At 74.4% G+C, this 24,167-nt stretch carries 16 protein-coding genes, 1 tRNA gene and 1 rRNA gene; 9 read left to right on the top strand and 9 right to left on the bottom strand.

Features of this window, described 5'->3' with window-relative positions:
- Positions 1-64 (top strand): 16S ribosomal RNA (locus rosag_RS21215); the annotation flags it as partial.
- A gap of 255 nt (positions 65-319) precedes the next feature.
- Here the strand turns inward: rosag_RS21215 and rosag_RS21210 are convergent.
- The 5 genes from rosag_RS21210 to rosag_RS21190 form a co-directional block, all read right to left on the bottom strand.
- Positions 320-2,959, bottom strand: coding sequence for an RCC1 domain-containing protein (locus rosag_RS21210; RefSeq protein ID WP_284352169.1), 2,640 nt, complete (start codon positions 2,957-2,959; stop codon positions 320-322).
- A gap of 202 nt (positions 2,960-3,161) precedes the next feature.
- Entirely contained in the window at positions 3,162-4,292 is a 1,131-nt protein-coding gene (locus rosag_RS21205; RefSeq protein WP_284352168.1) for a tetratricopeptide repeat protein, read from the bottom strand.
- A 20-nt stretch (positions 4,293-4,312) separates the two neighbouring features.
- Complete coding sequence (locus rosag_RS21200) at positions 4,313-7,330, bottom strand: beta strand repeat-containing protein (RefSeq protein WP_284352167.1); 3,018 nt, start codon at positions 7,328-7,330, stop codon at positions 4,313-4,315.
- A 127-nt stretch (positions 7,331-7,457) separates the two neighbouring features.
- The gene (locus tag rosag_RS21195; RefSeq protein WP_284352166.1) at positions 7,458-10,151 is read right to left on the bottom strand and encodes an RCC1 domain-containing protein; all 2,694 of its coding nucleotides are present in this window, start codon (positions 10,149-10,151) and stop codon (positions 7,458-7,460) included.
- Positions 10,152-10,186: 35 nt separating this feature from the next.
- The gene (locus rosag_RS21190; RefSeq protein ID WP_284352165.1) at positions 10,187-11,113 is read right to left on the bottom strand and encodes an FHA domain-containing protein; all 927 of its coding nucleotides are present in this window, start codon (positions 11,111-11,113) and stop codon (positions 10,187-10,189) included.
- 316 nt (positions 11,114-11,429) lie between these two features.
- Here rosag_RS21190 and rosag_RS21185 point away from each other — a divergent pair.
- A tRNA-Ile gene (locus tag rosag_RS21185) sits at positions 11,430-11,503 on the top strand.
- 103 nt (positions 11,504-11,606) lie between these two features.
- Complete coding sequence (locus rosag_RS21180) at positions 11,607-12,857, top strand: FAD-dependent monooxygenase (protein ID WP_284352164.1); 1,251 nt, start codon at positions 11,607-11,609, stop codon at positions 12,855-12,857.
- Positions 12,858-12,885: 28 nt separating this feature from the next.
- Here rosag_RS21180 and rosag_RS21175 read toward each other — a convergent pair whose 3' ends face one another.
- Genes rosag_RS21175 through rosag_RS21165 form a run of 3 tightly spaced genes read right to left on the bottom strand, consistent with a single transcriptional unit; the run spans position 12,886 to position 15,889 of the window.
- Positions 12,886-13,545 (bottom strand): response regulator, encoded by a 660-nt coding sequence (locus rosag_RS21175; RefSeq protein WP_284352163.1) that lies wholly within the window; start codon positions 13,543-13,545, stop codon positions 12,886-12,888.
- Positions 13,542-14,687 carry a sensor histidine kinase gene (locus rosag_RS21170; RefSeq protein ID WP_284352162.1) on the bottom strand — a complete coding sequence of 382 codons (1,146 nt, stop codon included), beginning with the start codon at positions 14,685-14,687 and terminating at the stop codon, positions 13,542-13,544. The genes rosag_RS21175 and rosag_RS21170 overlap by 4 nt, the downstream gene beginning before the upstream one ends.
- A gap of 8 nt (positions 14,688-14,695) precedes the next feature.
- Complete coding sequence (locus rosag_RS21165; RefSeq protein ID WP_284352161.1) at positions 14,696-15,889, bottom strand: multicopper oxidase family protein; 1,194 nt, start codon at positions 15,887-15,889, stop codon at positions 14,696-14,698.
- A gap of 225 nt (positions 15,890-16,114) precedes the next feature.
- On the opposite strand from rosag_RS21165, the gene rosag_RS21160 reads away from it, so the two are divergent.
- Positions 16,115-17,098, top strand: coding sequence for a deoxyhypusine synthase family protein (locus rosag_RS21160; RefSeq protein WP_284352160.1), 984 nt, complete (start codon positions 16,115-16,117; stop codon positions 17,096-17,098).
- Between the two features lie 81 nt (positions 17,099-17,179).
- On the opposite strand, the gene rosag_RS21155 is transcribed toward rosag_RS21160, so the two are convergent.
- On the bottom strand, positions 17,180-18,112 hold the full coding sequence (locus rosag_RS21155) for a LysM peptidoglycan-binding domain-containing protein (RefSeq protein ID WP_284352159.1): 933 nt from the start codon (positions 18,110-18,112) through the stop codon (positions 17,180-17,182).
- 100 nt (positions 18,113-18,212) lie between these two features.
- On the opposite strand from rosag_RS21155, the gene rosag_RS21150 reads away from it, so the two are divergent.
- The 5 genes from rosag_RS21150 to rosag_RS21130 are packed head-to-tail and all read left to right on the top strand — an operon-like array spanning position 18,213 to position 24,088.
- Positions 18,213-19,247: a LacI family DNA-binding transcriptional regulator gene (locus tag rosag_RS21150; protein WP_284352158.1), complete on the top strand. Its 1,035-nt coding sequence runs from the start codon at positions 18,213-18,215 to the stop codon at positions 19,245-19,247.
- On the top strand, positions 19,244-20,278 hold the full coding sequence (locus tag rosag_RS21145) for a 3-oxoacyl-ACP synthase III family protein (protein ID WP_284352157.1): 1,035 nt from the start codon (positions 19,244-19,246) through the stop codon (positions 20,276-20,278). The genes rosag_RS21150 and rosag_RS21145 overlap by 4 nt, the downstream gene beginning before the upstream one ends.
- Positions 20,275-22,047, top strand: coding sequence for an AMP-dependent synthetase/ligase (locus rosag_RS21140; protein WP_284352156.1), 1,773 nt, complete (start codon positions 20,275-20,277; stop codon positions 22,045-22,047). The genes rosag_RS21145 and rosag_RS21140 overlap by 4 nt, the downstream gene beginning before the upstream one ends.
- The gene (locus rosag_RS21135; RefSeq protein ID WP_284352155.1) at positions 22,044-22,547 is read left to right on the top strand and encodes a hypothetical protein; all 504 of its coding nucleotides are present in this window, start codon (positions 22,044-22,046) and stop codon (positions 22,545-22,547) included. The genes rosag_RS21140 and rosag_RS21135 overlap by 4 nt, the downstream gene beginning before the upstream one ends.
- The gene (locus rosag_RS21130; protein ID WP_284352154.1) at positions 22,544-24,088 is read left to right on the top strand and encodes a sodium:solute symporter family transporter; all 1,545 of its coding nucleotides are present in this window, start codon (positions 22,544-22,546) and stop codon (positions 24,086-24,088) included. Before rosag_RS21135 ends, rosag_RS21130 begins: the two co-directional genes overlap by 4 nt.
- Positions 24,089-24,167 lie beyond the last annotated feature (79 nt).

Raw genomic sequence — 24,167 nt, 5'->3', positions numbered from 1 at the left:
CATGACTGGGGCGAAGTCGTAACAAGGTAGCCGTAGGGGAACCTGCGGCTGGATCACCTCCTTACCGGAGCGACGAGTAAGCAGCGCGCGGCAACGCGAGCCGCCGAAAGTCCTCAACGGAAGTCGCGCCATCGCACGACCAACTCTCTCGATTGTCAGTTCATTCCCGCGCCCCGCATGCCTTCCCGGCATGCGGGGCGCGGTGCATTCCCGACGCCCGACCGGAGCCGTCACGCGACGCCGGGAACGCACAAGGGGGCGCGCATCCCACCGGATGCGCGCCCCCTGTGCCGTGCCGCGATCGGCGTCGTTCGATCGACTACCGCGTGCGCAATGGACGCGAGACGAGCTGCGGCGACAGCGCGACCATCGTCGGCTCGCGGCGCGCCGTCCGGGCATCGTCCCCGAGCTGTCCGTCGCCCGCTGCGCCCCAGCAGAGCGCCTCGCCGGCCGTCGTCAGCGCGCACGTGTGCGCAGCCGCGGCAGCGATCGCCGCGAGCGGTGACGGCGCGCGCACCGGCGCCGGTACGCCGCGCGCCCGCGTCGAGCCGCGCCCCAGCTGTCCGGAGGCGTTGCGACCCCAGCACCAGGCGCCGCCCGTGCTCCCGAGCGCGCACGAGTGCGCGCCACCGGCAGTCACCGCGATCGCCATCGCGCCCGCCGGCAGCGCCACCGACGTCGGCACGGTGCTCGACTGACGCTGGTCGCGGGCGCCCAGCTGCCCGTCGCGGTTCTCGCCCCAGCACAGCACCTGACGCTCGGTCGTCGCGGCGCACGTATGCGCGCGTCCCGCGGAAAGCGCGATGAAGCGCGCGTCGCCGGCGACGCGGGTCGGCGTGCGACGATCCGTCGTCGTGCCGTCGCCGAGCTGTCCGCGATCGTTCGCGCCCCAGCAGAACGCACGGCCGTCGGCGTCGAGCGCGCACGCGTGCGACGCACCCACCGCGATGCCCTGGACTCGTCCCCCGGACGGCCACCGGATCTCCGCCGGAGCGGTGCGCGACGGGATCGTGCTGTCGTCGCCGAGCTGCCCGTGGTCGTTCGCGCCCCAGCACGACACGCCGCCCCTGGTCGTGAGGCCGCAGCTCACGGTGCCCCCCGCCAGCACGAAGGCGAACCGCTCGCTGCCGGCGAGGCGCACGGGTGCGGTGCGCCGGACACGCGTGCCATCGCCCAGCTGACCGTTCGCATCGTCACCCCAGCAGTACGCGTCGCCGCCCGGCGTGACGGCGCAGGTGTGCGATGTCCCTGCCGAGACCTGCACGAACTGGAGGTCGGCCGCCACTCGCGTCGGCGACGTACGTGACGCCGTGCCCGCGTCGCCCAGCTGGCCGCGATCGTTCGCGCCCCAGCAGTAGAGCAGCGCACCGAACGTGACCACGCACGAGTGGCGTCCGCCCGCCGTCACGACGTCGGCGCTGCCTCCGATCGGAAACGCTCCCGCAGACGGTGCGCTCGTCGTGGCCTCTACCGCTTCCGCGTTGACTGCGGACGGAGCGTCGACGGATGCAGGTACGCCTGCCACCTCGGTGGGCGCCGGGCTCGCGTCGCCGAGCGCGCCCACGATGCGTTCGCGGTTGCCGTAGCCTGCCGCGACGATCCCGAGACTGGCGACCAGCGCGCCGACGCCGAGCAGCACGCGGCGACTGCCCGTGCGGGCCGGCACGGGCGCGTGCTCCCAGTTCGGCTCCGCGACGTCGTCGTAGCGCACGGCCTCGGGCTCCGCCAGCAGCTCCGGCGCGATCAGCGGCTCGCTGACGTCGAGCGCCAGCTGTCCCGTCGACGCGTCGATCAGCGCGTCGTGCGCGCGCAGGTCGGCGGGCACGCCGGCCACCGTGACCTTTCCGTCCGGCCCGACGATGAGCGCCGCCGTGTCGGCCTCGCCCGTCTCGCGCGAGAGCTTCACCGTTCCGTCGTCGAGCGTCGCACCCACCGCCGCGCCCGCGCGCACGCGCCGCGGGAACCGCAACGTCGCACCCGGCGACTCCTGCTGACGCCCGTCAGCGACCTGCTTCGCGCGCTCGCGTTCCTGCTCGCGCCAGCGCTCCACGCGCGGCCGGAGCGACGACTGCCAGCGGCCGTAGTCCGACGGGAGCACCGCGTGCGAGAGCTGCGCGAGCAGTCCCTCGGCACCCGCCCAGCGCGCGGCGGGACGCTTCTGCAGCATGCGCTCGACGAGGTATTGCAGCCGGGTCGGCACGCCCGGGCGCAGCGCCTCGATCGGCGGCAGCTCCTCGTGCTTCTGCTTGTAGATGACGTTGTAGAGCGACTCGCCATCCCACGGCCGCCGTCCCGTCAGCATCTCCCAGGCGACCAGCCCCAGGCTGTACAGATCCGAGCGGCCGTCGAGCGTGCCGCCCTCGACCTGCTCCGGCGACATGTAGAACGGCGTGCCGAGCGCGGTGCCCGTCATCGTCATCGAGTCGTGCTCGTCGGAGCGGGCGATCCCGAAGTCCGACAGCAGCGCGCGTCCCGACTCCTCGTCGAGGAAGATGTTCTCGGGCTTCACGTCGCGATGCACGACGCCCCGCGCGTGCGCATACGCGAGCGCCTGCGCGACGTCGCGGAGGATGCGCTCGGCCCTCTCGGGCGCGAGCGGGCCGTCGCGCTGGATGATGGCCTTCAGCGTGTTGCCGGGCACCATCTGCATCACGAGCGCGAGGCCGCCGCTCCGAAGCCGGCGCACGGCGAACACCGTGACGATGTTCGGATGCTGGAGCTGTGCGACGGTGCGCGCCTCGCGCGCCAGCCGCGCGACGGGATCATCGCCCGGCGCCGCGGCCCGCGGATGCACGACCTTGATCGCCACCTCGCGTCCGAGGCTGCGATCCTGCGCGCGGTAGACGACCGCGCTGCCACCACGTCCGAGCTCGCCCAGCAGCTCGTACTCGTTGCTCAACTCGGCGACGTCCGCCGCGTCGCCGAAGGGCGCCCGCGCGGTGCGCAGCTGATCCGCCATGCCGTCGATCCTGTGCTCGTTCTCCCGCCGCCCGGGCGGTCCGGGGGCGGTGGCGCGTGCGCGCAGGGACCGACATCCGGTGCACTGGAGACGCGCGACCGGTGATCCACGGCACAAGCCGGCGACAAGATAGCGGGCGCGGGAGGCGCGTGCCCCACGAGCGGCGGCGCGCCAGCCGGCACGGCGCGACGTGCGTGAACGCCTAGAAGGCGACCGAGAAGCCCGCGACGGCGGCGGGGAGCGGAGTGCCGGTGCGGTCCGGGACCCACGCGGCGGCGGTCCGCAGCTGGAGCCGCGGGCGCTCGCGCGAGTGGACGGCGGCGTAGTACGCGGCCTCCGCCGCGCCGGCGATCGCGAGGATGCCGGCCGTGGCCAGGCCGGCCGCGCGGTAGGGGTGCTCCACGCGCGGGATGTCGTTCGTGTACGGCGTGTTGGTGAGCGTGTCGAGGAAGGTGACCTGCTCGATCGTGCGGCGCTCGAAGAGCGCGAGCCCGATCCCACCCGCGGTCCCCGCGAGGACGGCGAGACCCGGGATCGGGCGACCCGTGTAGAACTGCCCGAACCCGGGCACGACGAGTCCGCGGCCGAGCGCACCCGCGACGCTCCAGCGCGGTTGCCGCAGCGCCTCGACGGCGCGGAGAACCTGGGCGCGGTCCGGGCCCGCGGCCGGTGAGGCGACGTACGCCGCGAGATCGCTCGCCGCCGCGGCGTCCTGTCCGAGCGCGAGCCTCGCGAGGCCGCGGTCGTACGTCGCCTCGGGCGCGCTGGGGACCGTGCGCAGCACCTCGTCGAATGCCGTGACCGCCGCCTCGTAGCGGCGCGCCTCGAGCGCATCGACGCCGCGCTGGAACGTCGCCCGCACGGACTCGTCGGCCGGGTTGGCGGTGGACGCCGCGACGCGCGAGAGCCGTGCGCGGACCTCGGCCACCTCACGGCCGGAGGGCGCGAGCACGAGGTAGCGACACAGCGCCGACGCGGCGGTCGCGCGATCACCCGCCTCCTCGGCGGCGCGCGCGAGGTCGTAGGCGAGCTGCGGATCCGCGGGGTCGAGGGCGGCCGCACGCACGAACGCATCGCGCGCTGCCGCGCGCTCGCCGACCAGCGCGAGCTCGCGTGCACGCGCGGCCTCCGCACGCGCGCCGGCCGCGTCGCGACGGGCGCTCGGCGGGAGCGCTGCGCCCGTGCACTGCGATGCGGCGGGGAGCGTCAGCACACGCTTGGGCGCGAGCGGCTGCGCCGCGAGCGGCGTGGCGAAGAGCGTCGCGGCGAGCGCGGCGAACGGTGCGAGCCGAGCGCCGACGCGAGCGTCCGCGCGATGCGATCGATCACTCATCAGAGGCGTGCCGGTCGACATCAGTCGGGACGCACGCGCACCAGCGCGGAGCCGCTCCTGCCGCCGATCGTCGCGGTGATCGTCGCGTCGCCGCGCGTCAATCCCGTGACCTGTCCGCTGCTGCTCACGACCGCCACGAGTGGATTGGAGGAGGTCCACGTCACCGCCAGCGTGGTCTGGATCACGCGCCCCTGCGCATCCAGCGGCTCGGCGCTCAGCGTCACGCGCTGCCCGGGCTCGATGCGCGAGTTGTCCGGCGTCACGCGCACCGAGGCGACGGCGGGCGGCGGTGCGGTCACCGTGACCGCCGCCGAACCGCTGCGCCCCTCACTCGTCGCGGTGACAGTCGCGGACCCCGGCGCGACCGCGGTCACCACGCCGGTGGACGACACCGTCGCGACCGCGGTGTTGCTCGATGCCCAGGTCACCGTGCGACCGGTGAGCGCGGTGCCCGTGGCGTCGCGTGGCGTCGCCGAGAGCTGGCCGGTCGCGCCCGTGAGCAGCGAGAGCGTGGAAGGCGACACCGCGACGGATGCGACCGGCGCCGGCGGCGGAGCGGTCACCGTGACCGCGGCGCTGCCGGTGCGGCCCTCGCTCGTCGCGGTGATCGTGGCCGACCCGGGGCCGACGGCCGTCACGACGCCCGCGGAGGAGACGGTCGCGACGCTCGCGTTGCTCGTCGACCAGGTGATGGTGCGGCCCGTGAGCGCATTGCCGCTCGCGTCACGCGGCGTCGCCGACAGCTGACCGGTTGCTCCCGTCTGGAGCGCGAGCGTCGACGGAGACACCGCGACCGACACGACCGGCGCCGGCGTGGGCGGCGGCGCTGCGGTGACCGTGACCGCCGCGCTGCCGGTCTGACCCTCGCTCGTCGCGCTGATGGTGGCGCTGCCCGCGGCGACGGCGGTGACGACGCCGGCCGTGGAGACCGTGGCCACGGCGGGATTGCTCGTGGACCACGTGATCGTGCGTCCCGTCAGCGCGTTGCCGCTGGCATCGCGCGCCGTGGCAGAGAGCTGCCCGGTGCCACCCGCGACGACCGAGAGCGTCGACGGCGAGACGGCGACGCTGGCGACCGCGATCACGCCGGTGCCGCCGCCTGCCGTGCCCGTGACGGTGATCGCGGCGGTGCCGCTGCGACCCTCGCTCGTGGCCGTGATCGTCGCGGCACCGGCGGCGACGCCCGTCACCACGCCGGAGGTCGAGACCGACGCGATGGCGGGGTTGCTCGTCGACCAGGTGATCGTGCGCCCCGTGAGCGCGTTGCCGTTCGCGTCGCGCACCGTCGTCGACAGCTGGACGGTCGCGCCCGCGGCGACGCTCGCCGAGGGCGGCGTCACGAGGACGGACGCGACCGCCGCCGGCGCCGGCGCTGGCGCGGTGATCGTCACCGTCGCGCTGCCGCTCACGCCGTCGACCGTCGCACGGACGGTCGTCGTACCGGCGGCGACGCCCTTCACGACGCCGGTGTTGGAGACGGTCGCGATGGCGTTGCTGGCGGAGCTCCAGGTGACGAGGCGATCGCCGAGCAGCGCGCCCGATGCGTCGCGCACCGTGGCGCCGAGGCCCGCGCTGTCGCCGACGACGATGGAGGCCGTCGCGGGAGACACCGTCACCGACGCCGCCGGCGCACGGTCGACGCGGACCGTCACCGTGCCCGACGCGCCCTCGACGCGCGCGAGGATGAGCGCGGTGCCCGACGCGAGGCCACGCACCTCACCGTTCGCGCTGACCGAGGCGATGCCGGGCGCCCCCGACGACCAGGTCACCGCGCGCCCGGTGAGCGCGGTGCCGTCCTCGGCGCGCGGCGTCGCGGTCAGCGTCACGACGTCGCCGACGCGGACGGCGGGCGCTTCCGGCGCGATGGTGACCGTCGCGACGGGCACCGCGAGCACGCGCACCGTCGCCGTGCCGCGCTTGCCCTCGCTCGTCGCGGTGATGGTGACGTTGCCGGGCACGCGCGCCGTGACGACGCCCGCCGTATCCACCGACGCGACCGATGGATCGCTGCTCGAGTAGCCGATCGGGCGGTTGGTGAGCACGTTGCCCGACGCGTCGGTGACGAGCGTGAGGAGTCGCAGCGTCGCGCCGACGAAGATCGTGCTCGCGTCGGGCGAGATCACGAGCGCCGCGGCGGGGCGGGGCACGATGATGAGCGCCACGCGCGCGCTGCGTCCCTCGACGGTCGCCTCGATGGTGGCCGTGCCGGGCGACACGGCGAGCACCTCGCCCGTCGAGGAGACCGACGCCACGTTGGGGCGGTCGCTCGCCCACGTCGTCGGCCGGTTGGTGATCAGCGCGCCGCCCGCGTCGCGCGTCACGAGCGTGAGCTGCGTCGAGGCGCCGACGACGAGTGTGTCGCGCGCCGCGGTGAGCGAGACGTTGGCCACCGCGACCGGCGAGACCGACACGGCGACGACCGCGCTCCGTCCATCGACGATCGCGGTGATGACGGCGATGCCGGGCGCGGCCGCCGTGACGACGCCGTTGCTGGCGACGCGCGCAACCGTGGTGTCGCTGCTCGTCCACGCGACGATGCTGCCGGCGACCTCCCCGCCGACCTCGTCGAGCGCACGCACCTGCAGCGGAGCGGTCGCGCCGGCCACGAGCTGCAGCGTGGTCGGCTCGACGCGCACGACGCTCACGGGGCGCGCCGAGACGATGACGGTGGCGACGCCGCTGCGCCCCTCGACGTTCGCCGAGACGAGCGTGCTGCCGGGCGCACGCCCCGTGACGACGCCCGACTGCGAGACCGTCGCGATCGCGGAATCGCGCACGGACCAGAACAGCTTGCGGCCCGACAGCTCCTGGCCGCTCGCGTCGAGCACGCGCGCCGCGAGCGCGCCCTCGGCGCCGACGCGCAGGCGCAGCACGCTGTCCGACAGCTGCACCCTGGCGAGCGAGCCGCCGCCGACGTCGCCCGTCGTGGCGCTCGTGCAGGCCGACGCGAAGGCGACGCCCGCGACGGCGGCGATCGCGAGTGCCCGACGGCGCAGCGGCGACGAGGCGAGGGCGCGAAGAAGACCGAACGACGACATGAGCTCCGGGCCCGGCGTCAACTTGCAGCGACGGAGATCGGTGCACGACGCGTCGACCATCGACGCACGGACATCGACTCCGAGTGATCCGTTCCGCACGGCCCGCGCACGCGGACCGCGCCGAAGGTCAGTGCGCCGCCGTGGTGACGCGCATGGGGCTCGTGCGATGCGCGCGGGTCCCGTCGCCGAGCTGGCCGTCGACGTTGTATCCCCAGCACACCGCAGCCCCGTCGAGCGTGGCACAGGTATGCGCGCCCGAGGCGGAGAGTGCGGCATACGGTCCACCGGCGACGCGCACCGGCCGCGATTGACCGGTGGTCGAGCCGTCGCCGAGCTGACCGTATGCGTTGCCACCCCAGCAAAAGACGAGCCCTGCTGATGTTCGCGCGCAGGTGTGCGCGCTGCCTGTGACGACGGTCACAAAACGCGTGCTGGTCTCGACTTGCGACGGCGTCAGCTGCGCAGAATTGCCACCCGTGCCGAGCTGTCCCGCCGCGTTGCGCCCCCAGCAGAAGGCGCGGCCGTCGCCCGTCACGCCGCAGGTGTGCGACGCGCCCGCGGCGATCGCGACGAAGCGCTGGCCACCAGCGACGGGCGTCGGCGTACGGCGCGTCGTGCGCGTGCCGTCGCCGAGCTGCCCATCGGCGTTCTCGCCCCAGCAGAGCGCCGTGCCATCGCTCGTGAGCGCGCACGCGTGGCGCCACCCGACGGCGAGCGACGCGGCGCGCAGTCCGGGGATCGCCGCGGGCGTCGCGCGGTCGGCCGACTGACCGTCGCCCAGCTGTCCGCGGTCGTCGGCGCCCCAGCAGAGCACCGCGCCATCGGTGGTGAGGCCGCACGTGTGCGCCAGGCCCGCGCGCACGCCGCGGAAGCGCGCCGAACCCGACACGCGCGCGGGCGTCGCCCGCTCGCTGCGCGCGCCGCCACCGAGCTGTCCGCGCTCGCCGTCGCCCCAGCAGTACGCGGCGCCGTCGGTCGCGACGGCGCAGCTGTGGGCGCCGCCCGCCGCGACCTGCACGAAGCGCACGGACGCCGCGACGGGCGTCGGCTCCTCACGCGTCTCCAGATCGCCCGTGCCGAGCTGGCCGTCGCCGTTGGCGCCCCAGCACGCGAGCGTCCCGTCGCCGAGGATCGCGCACGAGTGCCGGCCGCCGGCCGCGGCGACCGTGCGCTCGAACGCGACCGCGGCCACCCGCTCGACCGGCTCGGCCGGCGCAGGCGGCGCAGGGAGCGCAGCGGGCGGCGCGACGCGCGCGATGGACGGCGCTGCCGCGGTGACGGAGGGCTGCGGCAGCGGCGCGCGCAGGGGCGGGACGGGGACCGGCGCATCCGCGCGCGTCGCCGGCCCAGATGCGCCCGGCGCGGGGCGCGCGTCGAGCTCCGTCGCCTCGACCTCGCCGCCGCGCGCGTCGGCCGGCGCTGTCGCATCGCGTGCGCGCGACGGCACGGCCGTCCTCGCGGTGAGCTCGGAGTCGCGCGGGGTGACGGCGCCGACCGTCGGCAGCGGGATCGCGACGCTCGCGGTGCGGTCCGCGATCGAGTCCGGAAGCGCGACACTCGCGGACGCGGAGCGCTGCGACCGCTGTGCGGCCAGCCCGAGCAGCGCGACCGCCGCGAGTCCGCCGGCCAGCAGCGCGCGACGTCCCGGGCGCGCGCGCGGCGTGGCGGCGGCGACCCACGTCGGCGTCTGCTCGTCGGTGCCGGGCACCGCGTCCATTGGCGCGTCCTCGCCCGGCGGCGGGCGGCGCAGCCGCATCGTCGTCAACGCTGCCGCGAGGAGGCCAGCGCCGCGCGACGCCACGTCGGGCGCGCGCCGGGCCTCCTGCACGCGCCGCTGGTGCACCCGCGACCACTGCGCGAAGTCCGACGGCATGACCGGATGCGTCAGCTGCGCCGCGACGGCGCCCGCGTCGGCCCAGCGGGCACTCGGCGCCTTCTGCAGCATGCGCTCGATCACGTACAGCAGCGCGGGCGGGACCGCCGGCGCGTCGTCCGGGCGGAGCGTCTCGACCGGCGGCAGCTCGTCGCGCTTCTGCCGCTGCAGGACGCCGAAGAGTCCCTCGCCCTCCCACGGACGGCGACCCGTCAGCATCTCCCACCCGACCAGGCCGAGGCTGTACAGATCGGAGCGGCCGTCGATGCCGTGGCCGTCGATCTGCTCGGGGCTCATGTAGGCCGGCGTGCCCATCGTGACGCCGGTCTGCGTCAGCCGGACGTCCGTCTCCAGCGAGCGCGCGACGCCGAAGTCGGCGAGCAGCGCGCGTCCCGTGTCTTCCTCGACGAAGATGTTCTCGGGCTTCACGTCGCGGTGCACGATCCCGTGCGCGTGCGCGAAGCCGAGGGCCGTTGCGACGTCGTGGAGGATCGCCGTCGCGCGCGCGGCGTCGAGCGGCCCCTCGTCCGCGAGCAGCTGCTTCAGCGTGCGGCCGCGCACGCACGGCATCTCGAGCGCGAGGCCGTCGCGCAGCTCGCGCACGGCGTGCACGCGCACGATGTGCGGATGCTCGAGCGCGGCGATGGTGCGCGCCTCCCGCGCGAGGCGCGCGAGCGGGTCGTCGGTCCCGCCGGCGAGGGCGGGCGGGACGCGCACGACCTTCAGCGCCACCTCGCGGCCGAGTCGTCGGTCGCGGGCGCGATAGACGACCGCGCTCCCCCCGCGTCCGAGCTCGCCCAGGAGCTCGTAGTCCGCGGTCAGGTCATCGAAGCTTGCGGCGGGCTCGACCGTTTCAATCGCATCGTGCGGACCTGACGCCCCCGGGTCGGGGAGCCCGGGCGGCCGGCGCCCGATGGGCACCGCGACGGTCCGCTCGTCGCCCTGCATCGGCGGCCGCTACTCGGCGTCTCCGGAAGGTCGGCTCATCGCTCGTGGAAGCAGAAGACGACCTCGCCCATCTCGATGCGATCTCCCTCGACCAGGAGCGGCGCCACCTCGCCCGCCTCGAGCGAGCGGCCGTTGAGCAGCACCGGGTTCGTGGCCGAGAGGTTCTTGAGCTGCCAGTGACCCTCGATGAGCGACATCGAGGCGTGCTGCCGGCTGACCGTGCGCGCCATCAGCTGGACGTGGCGGTAGGCCGGGCCCTCACTGCGTCCGAACGTCACCTCGGTGCGCTCGTCGCCCGAGGTGCGCACGAACCGCACCTCGCGCCCGCGGTCGGGGCCACCGACCACCTCGAGCCGACCGGGCAGGAACTGGAGCGTCCCCTCGTCGGGGATGCTGAAGCGGATCGTCTCGCCGTCGTGGAAGCTCTGGTCGGACGGCCGCGGGACGGGGCGCTCCGGCGTGTGCTCGGGCGTGACGGTCGTTGCGGCCGCGCCGACCGGAGCGGCGGCGACGAGCGTGCCGCCGCGCGTGTCGGCGAAGACGGGAGCGCGCCCCGGCGCCGCCGGACGGGGCGCGGCGGGGCGAGGGGTCGGCGGCGCCACCGGCGGCGCCACCGGCGGCGCCACGGACGGCGCCGGCGGCGCGAAGTCGGCGTGCGGCCGGGGGGCGGGCGTCGGCGGCACCGGCGCGGCACCGGTGCGCATCGGCGCCGCGGCGGCGACGCGCCGCACGGGCGGCTCCGCGGCCGTCGGCGTGTCGCGCCGGGTGCGCGGCGGGGGCGGCCCGGCCGGGCGATCTACCAGGCCATCGGTGCCGAACAGCGGCAGACGCTCGCCCCCGCTGCGGGCACGCTCGCGCGCCCGCGCGCCTCCATGGTGCCGGAGCTCCATGAACAGGTAGATGCCGCCCACGAGGACGGCGAGCGTCAGAACGATTGCGGCGGCGACTGGTCCGCTGGGCATCCGGATGGGCGGCAGGGTCGGGGAGAGGCAGACGAGCCGTCTCCACGCGCGTCACGGTCGGGCTCGGCAGCTGAGGGCGACCGGCGCGGGACAGGTCCGACTCGCGACGTACCCCGCAGGATCGCGCATCGGTCCGCGCCTGGACACCCCCGACGACCAGATCGCGGTCGCCCGTGGCGCGCTCAGCTACTGAATGTCGGACGGGCAAGTTGCATTCCCCACTCTGGTAGCGCCGCGGGGGACGCCGCGTCGGTGTCGCACGTCACCCGCGCCGTTGACGGAAGCGACTGAGCGGCCTATACTTCGCGGCTCTTCGGGGCCTGTAGCTCAGGTGGTTAGAGCGCTCGCCTGATAAGCGAGAGGTCGGAGGTTCAACTCCTCCCAGGCCCATCCGCCCGAATGTCGTGCCCCCGTCCCGGCCCCGTGCCGCGACGGGGGCGCGGTGCATTCGGGGACTCTTCCGGCCGCGGCCGGCAGGCCGCACCTTGGCGGCATGCGAGCCCCTTCCGGACCGGTGACGCCGGCGCAGTCGGTGGTCACGGAGCAGACCGACGCCCACTGGGACGCGATCATCGCCGGTGCGGGGCCGGCCGGCGCGCTCGCGGCCCGACGCCTGGCGGCCGCCGGTCACCGCGTGCTGCTGGTCGACCGGCGGCGCTTCCCGCGCGACAAGACGTGCGGAGACGCGCTGATCCCAGACGCGCAGGCGTGCCTGGCCCGCAACGATCTGCTGGAGCGGGTGCGCGCGCTCGCCTGGCCGGTGGCGGGTGGCGAGGTGCACTCGCCCGGGCGGCTCCGGCTCGAGATCGACTGCCCGACGCTCACGGTGCCGCGCCGGCTGCTGGACGCGACGCTGGCGGCAGCGGCGGTGGAGGCGGGCGCCTGCTTCGGGGTCGGCGCGGTGGAGGACGTGACCGACCACGGCGACGAGGGCGTGTCGTTCCGGGTCGCGGGGCGCGAGGCGCCGCTCCGGGCGCGCGTGGGGATCCTGGCGACCGGCGCCCATGTGGGACTGCTGGAGCGGGCGGGCCTGCTGGAGCGCCAGCGCGCGAGCGCGGTCGCGATCCGCTGCTACCTGCGCAGCCGGCACCGCATCGACCAGATGGTCGTCTCGTTCGACCGGTCGATCCTGCCGGGATACGCGTGGATCTTCCCGGTGGGCGACGACGGCGACGGGACGTGGCGCTACAACGTCGGCTGCGGCGTCGTGCTCCGCGCCGGGGACGAGACCGGGCCGCAGCACGCGCTGCGGGCGATGCTCGAGCGCTTCCTGCGGGAGTTCCCCGCGGCGCGCGCGCTGGTCGACGGCCAGGTGGGGCGCGAGCCCACGCGCGGCGCGCTGCTCCGCACGGGACTCAACGGCGCGCGGCCGTGGGCCGGCGGCGCGCTGCTGGCGGTGGGCGAGGCGATCGGTGCCACCTTCCCGCTCACCGGCGAGGGGATCGGCAAGGCGATGGAGACGGCCGAGCTGGCATCGGACGCCGTGGCGTTGGCGCTGTCCACGCGCACGCTCGCGCCGCTGGCGGAGTATCCCCGCACGCTCGTGCGCGCGCTGCAGCCGCGCTACCTGGGCTACGCCGTCGCGGAGCGGTGGGTGGGCCGGGCATGGCTCGCGGACCTCGTGGTGCGGCGCGCGCTGCGTCGCCCGCACGTGCGGGCGACGCTGAACGACATCCTGCACGAGCGCGCGGATCCGCAGCGCGTCTTCTCGCTGCGGGGGCTCACTCGCGCACTCGTGACCTGAGCGCGCGTGCCGGGCGCCGTCCGCACCGCTACTGCGTCAGCAGGCCGAGCTTGAGCGCGAACTGCACGTACTCGGAGCGGTGCGTGAGGCCGAGCTTCTCGCCGATGCGCTGCTTGTACGTGTCGACCGTCTTGGGGCTGATGAACAGCTTCTCGCCGATCTCCGGCGCGCTGAAGCCGCTCGCCACCAGCCGCAGCACGTCGCGCTCGCGCTCCGTGAGGCGGTCGAAGCGCTCGCGCTCGTCGGCATGCGCCTCGCGGCGCTTGAGCCCGCGCGCCAGCGCGCGCGCGGCCGACGGCTGCACGTACGTGTCGCCGTGCGCGACCGCGCGCACCGCGTCCACCAGCTCGCGGTCGGCCGCGCTCTTCACGAGGTAGCCGCTGGCGCCCGCCTCGAGCAACGGCACGAGGTACTCGTCCTCCGCGTGCATCGTCAGCACGAGCACGCGCGTGCGCGCCTTGCGCGCCACCAGCTCCTTGGTCGCCGCGACGCCGTCCATCTCGGGCATCGTGAGGTCCATGAGCACGACGTCGGGGTCGAGGCGCTCGATCATCGCGAGCGCGTCGCGCCCGTTGGAGGCCTCGCCGACGACCTGGATGTCCTTCGCGGAGCCCAGCACGGCCTTGAGTCCGGCGCGGACGACCGCGTGGTCGTCGGCCAGGATCACGCGGATCACGTCCTCGATCATCGCAGCTCCGAAGCGGGAGGGCTGAACGGCACGGTGTGTCGTGGAGCGAACGAGTCGCGCGGCGCGCGGGCGCGCACCCGCGTGCCGCGGCCCGCCGCGGTGGAGATCTCGAAGGAGCCGCCGACGAGGCCCAGCCGCTCGCGCATCGAGAACAGCCCCATGCCCGGGCGGCGCGCCTCGGCCTCCGCGACGTCGAAGCCGCGGCCGTCGTCGACCACCTCGAGGATCACGTCGTCGGCCTCCGCGCGCAACGTCACCCGCGCGACGTGCGCACGGGCGTGGCGCTCGACGTTGCGCAGCGACTCCTGCGCGACGCGGTAGAGCGCCGCCGCCGTCGCGTCGCTCATGTCGGCCGGATCGCCGGGAAGGTCGGCGTCGACCTGCACCTCGAGCGCGGTGTGCTCGCGCGTCCGCCGCGCCAGCCACTCCAGCGCCGGCACGAGCCCGAGGTCGTCGAGGACACGCGGATGGATGGCGTGCGACAGCAGGCGCACCTCCTCCAGCAGCTCGCCGGTCTGCTCGCGCAGCTCGCGGAGCGTCGCCTCCAGCTCCGGCTGCCCGCTCTCGCCCGCCTGGCGCGCGGCGGCGGCCAGCTGGTACGTGAGCGCGGCGATGTTCTGCGCCGTGGAGTCGTGCAGCTCGCGCGCGATGCGCGAGCGCTCGTCGTCCTGTGCGCGCACCGCCTGCATGGCGAGCGTGCGCATGCGCTCGCGGTCCGTCGCGAGCGAGTCGAGCAGCAGGTTGAAGGTGCGGCCCACGCGGGTCATCTCGCGGTCCGCGACCGCGGATCCCGGCACGCGCGCGCCGAAGTCGCCGGCCCACACGCGCGACGCGACGCGCTCCAACTCCCACACCGGCCGGAGCGCGTAGCGCACGAGCAGCGAGTTGACGATGAGCCCGAGCGCGAGCGCACCGCCGACGATCCAGACGTCGAGGTGGTCGGGGCGGCCGGCGGCCAGCACCAGCCCGGCCACGGCGAGCAGCAGCACGAACAGGTTCGCGCCGGCCAGCTTCGCGGTGAGCGGCACGCCGAGCAGACGGCGCATCCACGGCGACCGCGCGTCCGCACCGCGGCGCCCCGCGAGCGACTCGCGGGGCGCACGGGTGAGGGCGTGCGGTGCGGTGGGGACGACGTCGGCCACGGCGCCGGTCACTTCTCGACGATGAGCGCGGTCACCATCCCGAACATCCCGTGCTCCATCTCGGCGTGCGGGAGGATGTGGCAGTGGAAGGCCCAGACACCGGGGTTGTCGCAGTCGACGATCACGTCCCAGCGCTCGCCGGGCGCGATGTTGAGCGTGTCGCACTTCCAGGGAGCGGGCTGCGCCCAGCCGTCCTTGTCGATGACCGTCATCGGCATGCCGTGCAGGTGCATCGGGTGGATCATCATCCCCTCGTTCATGAAGCGGATGCGCACCTTCTGCCCGAGCTTCGCCTTGATCGGCTCCGTCGCCGGGAATCCCTTGCCGTTAAGCGTGTAGCCGTGCATGCCGTCGTTCAAGACCATCACGTAGTCGACGTCCACCTTCTCGATGCGGCGCGGGCGCTTCGGCTCGATGATGAAGGCGCCGAGCAGCCCCGTGCCGACCTGCTTGGCCGCGTTCATGTGCGAGTGGTACATGTGCGAGCCCGCGTTCTTGGCCGTGAACTCGTACGTGAACGACTCGCCCGGCTTGACCGGCGGCTGGGTGATGAAGGGCACGCCGTCCTGCGCGACCGGGAGCACCACGCCGTGAAAGTGCACGGCCGTGGACTCCGGCAGCTCGTTCTTGATGACGACGCGGACGCGGTCGCCCTCGGTGACGCGGATCTGCGGGCCGGGCACCTGCTCGTTGTAGGCCCAGGCATCCACGAGCTTCCCGGGCTCGGTCTCCCACTTCATGGGCCGCGCCGTGAGCTCGAAGACCTTCACGCCGTTCTCGATGCGGGGCTTCAGGAGCTGGTTGCCCTTGCCCTTCGTCGCCGCAGGGAAGGCCTTGATCCCCTTCTCGTGCATCGCGTCCATCGCGTCGGCGCGGGCGCGGGCCTGCGCGAGCGTGAGGCCGCCGTAGGGCGCCACGGCCGTCGGCGAGGGGGCCGCGCCGGCGGTCGAGGGATGGGCAGCCGTGGAGCCGCCGCTGTGGTCGCTGTCGGGTGCCGCCTTCGCGGTAGCGGGCGCGGCCTTCTGGGCGGCCGTGTCGCCGCACGCGGCCAGCGCGCCGACGGCGCCGGCCGCCACGGTCGCGATCGAGGCCTGCCGCAGGAAGGCACGGCGGGACGGGCTGGCCAGCACCTGCTGGTGCAGCTGCTCGGCGACGGACTCGGGGGTCTGGGTGGCGGACTCGGGCGAGATATGCGAGGACATGGCGGGCTCTGGTCGCGGAATTCGGTCGGCGTTGCTGACGGATGGAGGGTACCCGTCTTGCTCGGCCCACCCCGTCGGGGACCCTGCGGAAGATTCCCCGGTCGATCCGCCACCCCGTTGTCGGGGCTCCCCCTACGCGCACACCAGCCGAGGCCGTTGCCGGCCGCCCGACCTCACCGATTAGGTTTTCGCGACGTTTCGCACTCCCTTCATTAGGACTGGGCAATGACGACCGAGCTCGGACCGGTTTCGCGGTTCCTCAAGCACAACTTCCGGCACTTCAACGCCGCCGCCCTCATCGACGCCGCCGACGGCTGGACGCGGCACCTCGACAAGGGCGGCAAGATGATGGTGACCCTCGCCGGCGCGATGAGCACCGCGGAGCTGGGGATCACCCTGGCCGAGATGATCCGGCAGGACAAGGTGCACGCCATCTCGTGCACGGGCGCGAACCTCGAGGAGGACCTGTTCAACCTCGTGGCGCACGATGCCTACGAGCGCGTCCCGCACTACCGGACGCTGTCGATCAAGGAGGAGGAGGCGCTCCTCGAGCGGCACATGAACCGCGTCACCGACACGTGCATCCCCGAGGCCGAGGCGATGCGCCGGCTGGAGAAGGTGGTGCTCGCGGAGTGGATGGCGGCGGACGCGGCGGGCGAGCGCTACTTCCCGCACGAGTTCTACTACCGGATCCTGCGCTCGGGGAAGCTGGAGGAGTACTACCAGATCGACCCGAAGGACTCGTGGATGGTCGCGGCGGCGGAGAAGAACCTGCCGATCATCGTGCCGGGCTGGGAGGACTCGACGACGGGCAACATGTACGCGTCGCACGTGATCACCGGCGAGGTGAAGAACGTGCACACGGTGCGCACGGGCATCGAGTACATGACGTGGCTGGCCGAGTGGTACACGGAGCTGTCGGCGAGCACGTCGATCGGCTTCTTCCAGATCGGCGGCGGCATCGCGGGCGACTTCCCGATCTGCGTGGTGCCGATGCTGCACCAGGACCTGCAGCGCGAGAACGTCCCGCTGTGGGGCTACTTCTGCCAGATCTCGGAGGCGACGACGAGCTACGGCGGCTACTCGGGCGCGCCGCCGAACGAGAAGATCACGTGGGGCAAGCTCGGTGGCGAGACGCCGATGTACGTGATCGAGAGCGATGCGTCGATCTGCGCGCCGCTCGTGTTCGCGCTCGTGATGAACCAGTAGCGCACGGCACACGTCTCACGGGACGCTGCGGGCTGCGGACCGCGGATCCTCTGACCCGCTGTCCGCGGCCCGCAGTCGTTTCTAGTACGTGATCGCCTGCGGCCGCGCCCCCGTCGGCGCGGCGCGGGTCGCGAGGCTGTCGGCGCCCGGCGGGATGGGCACGCGGAGGCGCTGACCGGCCCGGATGTTGTCGTTCTGCAGGCGGTTCAGCTGCCGGATGACGTCGGGCGTCGTGCGGTAGCGGCGCGCGATGCTGGTGACCGCCTCGCCGTAGCGCACGGTGTGCGTGCCGTAGACCGGCGGCGGCGGCGGCGGGGCGCTGCGCGCGAGCTGCTCGCGCTCCTGCGCCTCGGTGCGCGCGGCGAGCGCGCGCTCCACGACGCGCTCGATGTCCCGCACGCGCGCCGCCTCGCCGCGCGGGACGAGGAAGGCGACGTCGCCCGCGGGCGTGCGCACGAGCACGCCGCGCGTCAGCCCGAGGAAGAGGCGGCGCGCGTCGGCGACGAAGGGCGCGTCGTACTGGAAGCTCTGCGAGCGCAGCTCCGGCGGTCCCTCGACGCGCCGCACGAACCAGGGCGCGGGCGGGAGCCCGACGTAGAGGAGCCGGCGGTCGGTCGCGGCCAGCACGCCGAACGACTCGCGCAGGTTGTCCCACCAGTTGCGCTGCGAGACGTACGCGCGGCCCAGCACGCGCTCCCCCGGCTCCAGCTCGCTCGCCAGCTCCTGCTCGGCCGCCGCACGCGCGGCGCGTCGCGCGCCGATGGGGGAGAGGAGCGTCGCCAGCCCGAGCACGCCGCCGACGATGATCAGCAGCGTGCCGCTCGACAGGCCGATGAGCAGGCGCTGCAGGCGCGAGCGCTTGCGCGGGCGGATGCCGCGGCGCACGGGCGCGACGGCGTAGCCTTCGGCGTCGATGGCCTGGCCCGGCGCGTACACCGGGAACTCCATCGTCGCGCCGCTGGTGGCGGCGAGCGGGGTGGGCGTCGAGAGGTCCGGAGGCATCGTGGAGGACACGGTGCAAAGGTAACGCCCGCCACCGCAGCACTTGACAGGGGCTGTGTGCCAATGCGTATTAGCGGCGCCGCCAAAGCGTATTGGCGACGAGCCCTTCCACATGGCCGCCTCCGCCCGCGTCACCATCCGCGACGTCGCCCAGCATGCCGGGGTCTCCCAGCCCACGGCGTCGCTCGTGCTCGGGAACCACCCGCGGGCGCGAGTGGCACCGGCGACGCGCGAGCGCGTGCTGGAGGCGGCCGCGACGCTGGGCTACCGGCCGAACGTCGTCGCCCAGTCGCTGGCGCGCGGCCGGTCGTTCGCGCTCGGCGTCATCGTCCCGGACCTGCGCAACCCGTTCTTCGCCGACGTGATCGCGGGTGCCGAGCGGGTCGCATCGGCCGCGGGCTACGCGATGCTGCTGTGCGGCGAGACCGAGCGGCCGGTCGCCAGCCACCTCGATACGCTGATCAGCCGGCAGATCGACGGCGTGATCCTGGACGCCGCGAACGCGGCCTCGCTCGACGCCGGCGCGCTGACCGGCGTCAACGTGGTCCTCGTGGACGAGCCGTCCGAGCGGTGGCCCGGCGTCGCCAGCGACGCGACCGGCGCCGGGCGACTGGCCGCCGAGCACCTGCTGGGGCTCGGGCACCGCGCGATCGCGTTCATCGGGCCGTCGTCCGACGTGCACACCTTCCGGATGCGCGAGCGCGGCTTCGTGCGCGCGCTGCGCGCCGCCGACGTGACGCTGCCGTCGCCATGGCTGCGCCGCGCGCCGGCGACCGTGGCGGGCGGCCGCGACGCGATGCGCGCGCTGCTGAACGGTCGCACGCGTCCGTCCGCCGTCTTCTGCGCCAACGACCTGATCGCGGTCGGCGCGCTCAAGGCGGCGGCCGAGGCGCGCGTGCGCGTGCCCGCGGAGCTGTCGCTGGTGGGCTGCGACGACATCGAGATGGCGCAGCTGGTGACGCCCGAGCTGACCACGATCGCGGTGCCCGCGCGCGAGCTCGGCGCGCGCGCCGCGCGCCTGCTGCTCCGCCAGCTCGCCGGCGAGAAGCCGCGCGCCCAGAGCGCGCCGCTCGCCGTGCGCCTCGTCGCGCGCGGCACCACCGGGCCCGCGCCCGCCGACGCTTCCCCTGCTGCACCCGTCGCATGACTCATCCGCCAGCCTTCGCCACCATCACCGGGACCGGGAGCACGGTGCCGGAGCGCATCGTCACCAACGCCGAGCTGTCGGCGCAGCTGGGTGTGGACGTCGAGGACTTCGTGGCGAACACGCTGGGCATCCGCGAGCGGCGCTGGTGCGCGCCCGACGAGAGCACCGCGGACCTCGCGGAGCGCGCCGGCCGCGCGGCGCTCGAGGATGCGGGGCTGACGCCCGAGGACCTGGACCTGCTGATCGTCGCCACGGACACGCCGGAGTACGTGTCGCCCGCGACGTCGAGCGTGGTGCAGGGACGGCTCGGCGCGTGGCGCGCGGGCACGTTCGACGTGAACAGCGGATGCGCGGGCTTCGTGACCGCGCTCGACGTCGCGCAGAAGTACATCGCCGCCGACCCCCGCTACAACCGCGTGCTCGTCATCGGCGCCTACGCGATGTCGAAGTTCCTCGACCAGCAGGACAAGAAGACCGTCACGATCTTCGCGGACGGCGCGGGCGCGGCGGTCGTCGAGCGGTCGGACGCGCCGGGTGTCGTCGCGTCGGAGCTGTTCGCGGACGGGCGGCTGGCGCCGGGCATGGGCGTGTTCGCCGGCGGCACCGCGGAGCCGATCACCGAGGACGTGCTGCGCGACGGCTACCGCAACCGCCTGCGCTTCGTGCAGAAGTATCCCGCGTCGGTGAACGAGGAGGGGTGGCCGCGCATCGCGCGCGACGTGGTGGCGCGCGCCGGCGCAACGCCGAATCAGGTCGACCTCTGGCTGTGGACGCAGGTCAATCGCTCGACGATCGAGGTCGTGATGCGGACGCTCGGCCAGCCGATGGAGCGCGCGCACACGATCATGCACAAGTGGGGCTACACCGGCTCCGCCTGTCTGCCGATGGCGCTCGACGACGCGCGGCGCGCGGGCCGCCTGCGCGAGGGCGACCTGGTGGTGCTCACGGGCAGCGGCGCAGGGCTGTCGATGGGCTGCGTCGCGATGCGCTGGCATCCGGTCGCGTGGCAGCCGGAGGTCGCGGCTCGATGAGCGGCGCGCCCGGCACGTCGTTCGTCGCGTGGGCGCAGCGCATGTGCGCCGCGACCGCGCACGACACGGTGCTGCGCCGGCTGCTCGCGCGGGCCGCCGCCCACCCGTCCCACGTCGCGTACCGCGAGCTGGCCGTCGCGGGCGCCGACGGGGACACCGAGCTGACGTGGGCGGAGTGGACGCGGTCCGCGCGCGCGGTCGCGGCGGCGCTCGTGCAGCGCGGGCTTCAGGTCGGCGCGCGGGTCGCGGTGCTCGCGGGCAACCGGATGCTCTGGCCGATCGTGGATCTCGGCATCCTCATGGCGGGCGGCATGAGCGTCGGCATCTTCCCGACGAGCACGCAGGCGCAGGTGCGGCAGCTGCTGCTCGATGGCGGCGTGCGGCTGCTCTTCTGCGACGACGCGGCGCAGCTGGAGAAGGCCGGCGCCGCGTGCAGCGGTCTCGATGCGGCGCCGACGATCGTCGCCGATCTCGCGCACATGCTCGACGCCGGGCATGCGGCGCTCGACGACGCGGCCGTTGAGGCGGAGCTCGACCGCCGCATCGCCGCCGCCGCGCCCGACGACCTCGCGATCCTGATCTACACCTCCGGCTCAACGGGCGAGCCGAAGGGAGCGTGCCTGACCCATGCCTACCTCGTCGCGTCCGCCGAGTCGATCCGCGACACCCTCGGCCTGACCGCGAGCGACCGGAGCCTGTCGCTGCTGCCGTACGCGCACGCGGCCGAGCGCGTGTTCGGGCTGTACACGCGGCTCGTGTGCGGGATGGAGGCGGTGCTGGTGCCCGATCCCTCGCGCCTGGCCGACGCCGCGCGCGCCTTCCGCCCCACGCTGCTCGGCGGGCTGCCGCGTCTGTACGAGAAGCTGCACGCGACGCTGGAGCAGGCGGAGCGCGCCGCGACCGGCGAGGAGCGCGAGACGTGGGCGCGTCTGCGCGCGCTCGGTGCCGAGCGGTCGCGCCTGCGCCGCGCGGGCGCGCCGGTGCCGGAGACGATGGAGCGCGAGTGGCAGGCGGTGCGCGGGGCCGCGGCCGCGGTGATTAAGCGCGCGATCGGCGACGCCGTGCGCCTCGCGACGTCCGGCGGTGCGCCGCTGCGGCGCGACGTGGCGGAGTCGCTCGACGCGGTCGGCCTGACGGTGCTCGGTGCGTACGGGCAGACCGAGCACCTGTGCGTCGCGTTCCACCGGCCCGACGCGTACGACTTCGCCGGCGTCGGCCGCCCCATGGAGGGCACCACGCTCCGCATCGCGGCGGACGGCGAGATCCAGGTCCGCCGCAACGCGCTGACGTTCGCCGGCTACCTGGGGCGCCCCGAGGCGACGCAGGCCGCATTCACGGCCGACGGCGCGTGGCTGCGCACGGGCGATCTCGGCGCGATCGACGCGCGCGGGATCCTGCACGTGACCGGACGGCTCAAGGAGATCCTCGCGCTGTCGACCGGCAAGAAGGTCGCGCCGCTGCCGATCGAGGCGCGGCTGCGTGAGCACCGCGCGGTGTCGCAGGCGCTGGTGGCGGGCGAGGGACGGCGGTTCGCGACGGCGCTGCTGTTCGTGCCGGCGGCGGACGACGAGGCGGAGGTGCGGCGCGCGCTCGATGCGCACGTGGCGCAGGTGAACGACGGACTGGCCCCCCACGAGCGGATCGCGCGCTGGGCGCTGGTGCCGGAGGAGCTGACCGAGGCGGGCGGCGAGCTGACGCCCACGCTGAAGGTCCGCCGCTCCGTCGTCGAGGCGAAGTATCACGCGGTGCTCGAGGAGCTGTACGCATGACGGAATCCGGAGACCGGCCCGCGGGCGGCGCGCTGACGCGCGTGGCGGTGGGCGCCCTCTTCCTCGGCACGGCGGCGATCGCGGTGGCGTACGCGTCGGCGTTCCGTGACGGCGGCGCGCCGCGCTGGGCCTCGTGGGCGATGGCGCTCGGCGTGCCGCTCGACCTCGTGGCGACGATGGTGCTCGGCGCCGCGCGGCGTGGGCGCGTGCCGGGGAGCACGCTGGCCGCGTTCGCGCTGGTTGGCGTGATGCTCGCCGGCGGCTTCGCGCTCGCGCTGGCGCTGCCGGACGACCTGGGGGCGGCGGAGCCGCTCTGGCTCGGGCTGCCGCGCCGCGCGGCGGTGATCGTGTACGGCGTCGGGCTGCTGCCCGTGATCGTGCTGCCGGTGGTGTACGCGCTGACGTTCGACGCGCAGACGCTCCGTCCGGAGGACCAGGCGCGCGTGGAGGCGGCCGGCCGCGCGCGCGCCGCGCAGCTGCAGCGGGAGCGCGCGGCATGATCGCGAGCGTGGTGCTTCCCGCGCTCGCGCTGCTCCAGAAGGGTGGCGGTGCCGGCGGTCCGATGGAGCGCGTGAGCAACCCGACGATCATCGTCGTCGCGCTGGCGTACTTCGCCGTGATCGTCGCCATCAGCGTGTGGGCCACGCGGCGGACGCGCACCGCGAGCGACTTCTTCGTCGCGGGACACGGCATCGGGCTGGCGGCGCTGACGGTGGCGTCGGTGTCGACGTCCGTGTCCGGCTTCGCGTTCATCGGCGGGCCCGGGCTGCTGTACTCCGTAGGACTCGGCGCCCTGTTCATCATCTTGCCCGCGTCCGTGACGAACGTGCTGGGCGCGTGGGTGCTCGCGAAGCGCATGCGGCTGCTCGGCGAGGTGCGCGGGCTGATGACCGTGCCCGACGCGATCGGGGCGCGCTACCGCTCGCCCGCTGCGCAGGGGCTGTCGGCCGTCGCGATCCTGTGCGGCATCGTGGGCTACATGGCCACGAACTGCCTCGCGATGGGCTACGTGCTGGACGCGATCTTCGGCATCGGGGTGACGGCCGGCATCTGGATCGGGACCGGCGTGACGCTCGCCTACTCGGTCGCGGGCGGGATCCTCGCCGGCATCTACAACGACGTCTTCCAGGGCACGCTGATGGCCGTCGCGTCGACGCTCGTCTTCGCGGCGGTGCTATCGGTGGGCGGCGGGATGGGCGGCCTCTCGCAGTCGATCCTGCCGAGCGACCCGGCGTTCCTCGGGCCGTGGGGGAAGCTGACGCCGCTAGCCGCGCTGTCGTTCTTCTTCGTGTTCGGCATGGGATCGCTCGGCCAGCCGCAGGCCGTGCACAAGTACTACATGCTGCGCGACATTCGGCAGCTGAAGTGGTACCCGCTGCTGAAGTCGGTCGGGCAGATCGTCGTGCTGCTCCTGTTCTTCGGCGTCGGCATCGGCGTGAAGGCACTCGTGACGTCCGGCCGGATGGCGCCGCTGGCGCGTCCCGACGCGGCGACGCCGTCGTTCCTGCTGCAGTTCACGCCCGCGCTGCTGGCGGCGCTCGTGTTCGCGGGCGCGGCGGCGGCGACGATGGGCGCGGTCAACTCGTTCATCAACATCGGCGCGGCGGCGGTGACGCACGACCTGCCCGTCGCCTTCGGGCGGCGCGTGACGAACGAGCTGCGCTGGGGCCGCATCGCCACGCTCGTGATCGCGATCGTCGCGGCGGTCATCGCGCAGTACTCCGGCGCGCTGGTCGCCTTCCTCGGCGTGTTCGGCTGGGGGCTGTTCGCGTCGACCACCGTGCCCGCGCTGGCGATCGGGTTGAACTGGGAGGGCGCGACGCGCGCCGGCGCCGTGTCGTCGATCGCGACCGGTCTCGTCGTCACGCTCGCGCTGGAGTCGCTGGCGTTCTTCAAGGTCTTCTCGTTCCCGGCGGGCGTGAGCGGCACCGCGGTCGCGCTGGTGCTCTCGCTGCTCGCCTTCTTCGTGGTCTCGTGGCTGACCCGCGCGCGCGCCGCGGGGGAGCTCGATCCGGACGTCCGCCTGGTGATGGACGTGTAGCGCCGCGTAGCCCGAGGCCGCGGCCTCGATCCGTCACCCGGCGCGCCGGCTCGCGCGCGCGCTCGTTCGCCGTCGTAGT

The organism is Roseisolibacter agri, assembly GCF_030159095.1.
Taxonomy (GTDB): domain Bacteria; phylum Gemmatimonadota; class Gemmatimonadetes; order Gemmatimonadales; family Gemmatimonadaceae; genus Roseisolibacter; species Roseisolibacter agri.
Note: the sequence above shows the minus strand (reverse complement) of the source record. Positions and strands in the feature narration are given on the sequence as shown.

What these genes read in the sequence shown, in the direction of transcription:
- rosag_RS21210 (WP_284352169.1), bottom strand. Translation starts at nt 2,959, where the DNA reads ATGGCGGATCAGCTGCGCACCGCGCGGGCGCCCTTCGGCGACGCGGCG.
- rosag_RS21205 (WP_284352168.1), bottom strand. Translation starts at nt 4,292, where the DNA reads ATGAGTGATCGATCGCATCGCGCGGACGCTCGCGTCGGCGCTCGGCTC.
- rosag_RS21200 (WP_284352167.1), bottom strand. Translation starts at nt 7,330, where the DNA reads ATGTCGTCGTTCGGTCTTCTTCGCGCCCTCGCCTCGTCGCCGCTGCGC.
- rosag_RS21195 (WP_284352166.1), bottom strand. Translation starts at nt 10,151, where the DNA reads ATGCAGGGCGACGAGCGGACCGTCGCGGTGCCCATCGGGCGCCGGCCG.
- rosag_RS21190 (WP_284352165.1), bottom strand. Translation starts at nt 11,113, where the DNA reads ATGCCCAGCGGACCAGTCGCCGCCGCAATCGTTCTGACGCTCGCCGTC.
- rosag_RS21180 (WP_284352164.1), top strand. Translation starts at nt 11,607, where the DNA reads ATGCGAGCCCCTTCCGGACCGGTGACGCCGGCGCAGTCGGTGGTCACG.
- rosag_RS21175 (WP_284352163.1), bottom strand. Translation starts at nt 13,545, where the DNA reads ATGATCGAGGACGTGATCCGCGTGATCCTGGCCGACGACCACGCGGTC.
- rosag_RS21165 (WP_284352161.1), bottom strand. Translation starts at nt 15,889, where the DNA reads ATGTCCTCGCATATCTCGCCCGAGTCCGCCACCCAGACCCCCGAGTCC.
- rosag_RS21160 (WP_284352160.1), top strand. Translation starts at nt 16,115, where the DNA reads ATGACGACCGAGCTCGGACCGGTTTCGCGGTTCCTCAAGCACAACTTC.
- rosag_RS21150 (WP_284352158.1), top strand. Translation starts at nt 18,213, where the DNA reads ATGGCCGCCTCCGCCCGCGTCACCATCCGCGACGTCGCCCAGCATGCC.
- rosag_RS21145 (WP_284352157.1), top strand. Translation starts at nt 19,244, where the DNA reads ATGACTCATCCGCCAGCCTTCGCCACCATCACCGGGACCGGGAGCACG.
- rosag_RS21140 (WP_284352156.1), top strand. Translation starts at nt 20,275, where the DNA reads ATGAGCGGCGCGCCCGGCACGTCGTTCGTCGCGTGGGCGCAGCGCATG.
- rosag_RS21135 (WP_284352155.1), top strand. Translation starts at nt 22,044, where the DNA reads ATGACGGAATCCGGAGACCGGCCCGCGGGCGGCGCGCTGACGCGCGTG.
- rosag_RS21130 (WP_284352154.1), top strand. Translation starts at nt 22,544, where the DNA reads ATGATCGCGAGCGTGGTGCTTCCCGCGCTCGCGCTGCTCCAGAAGGGT.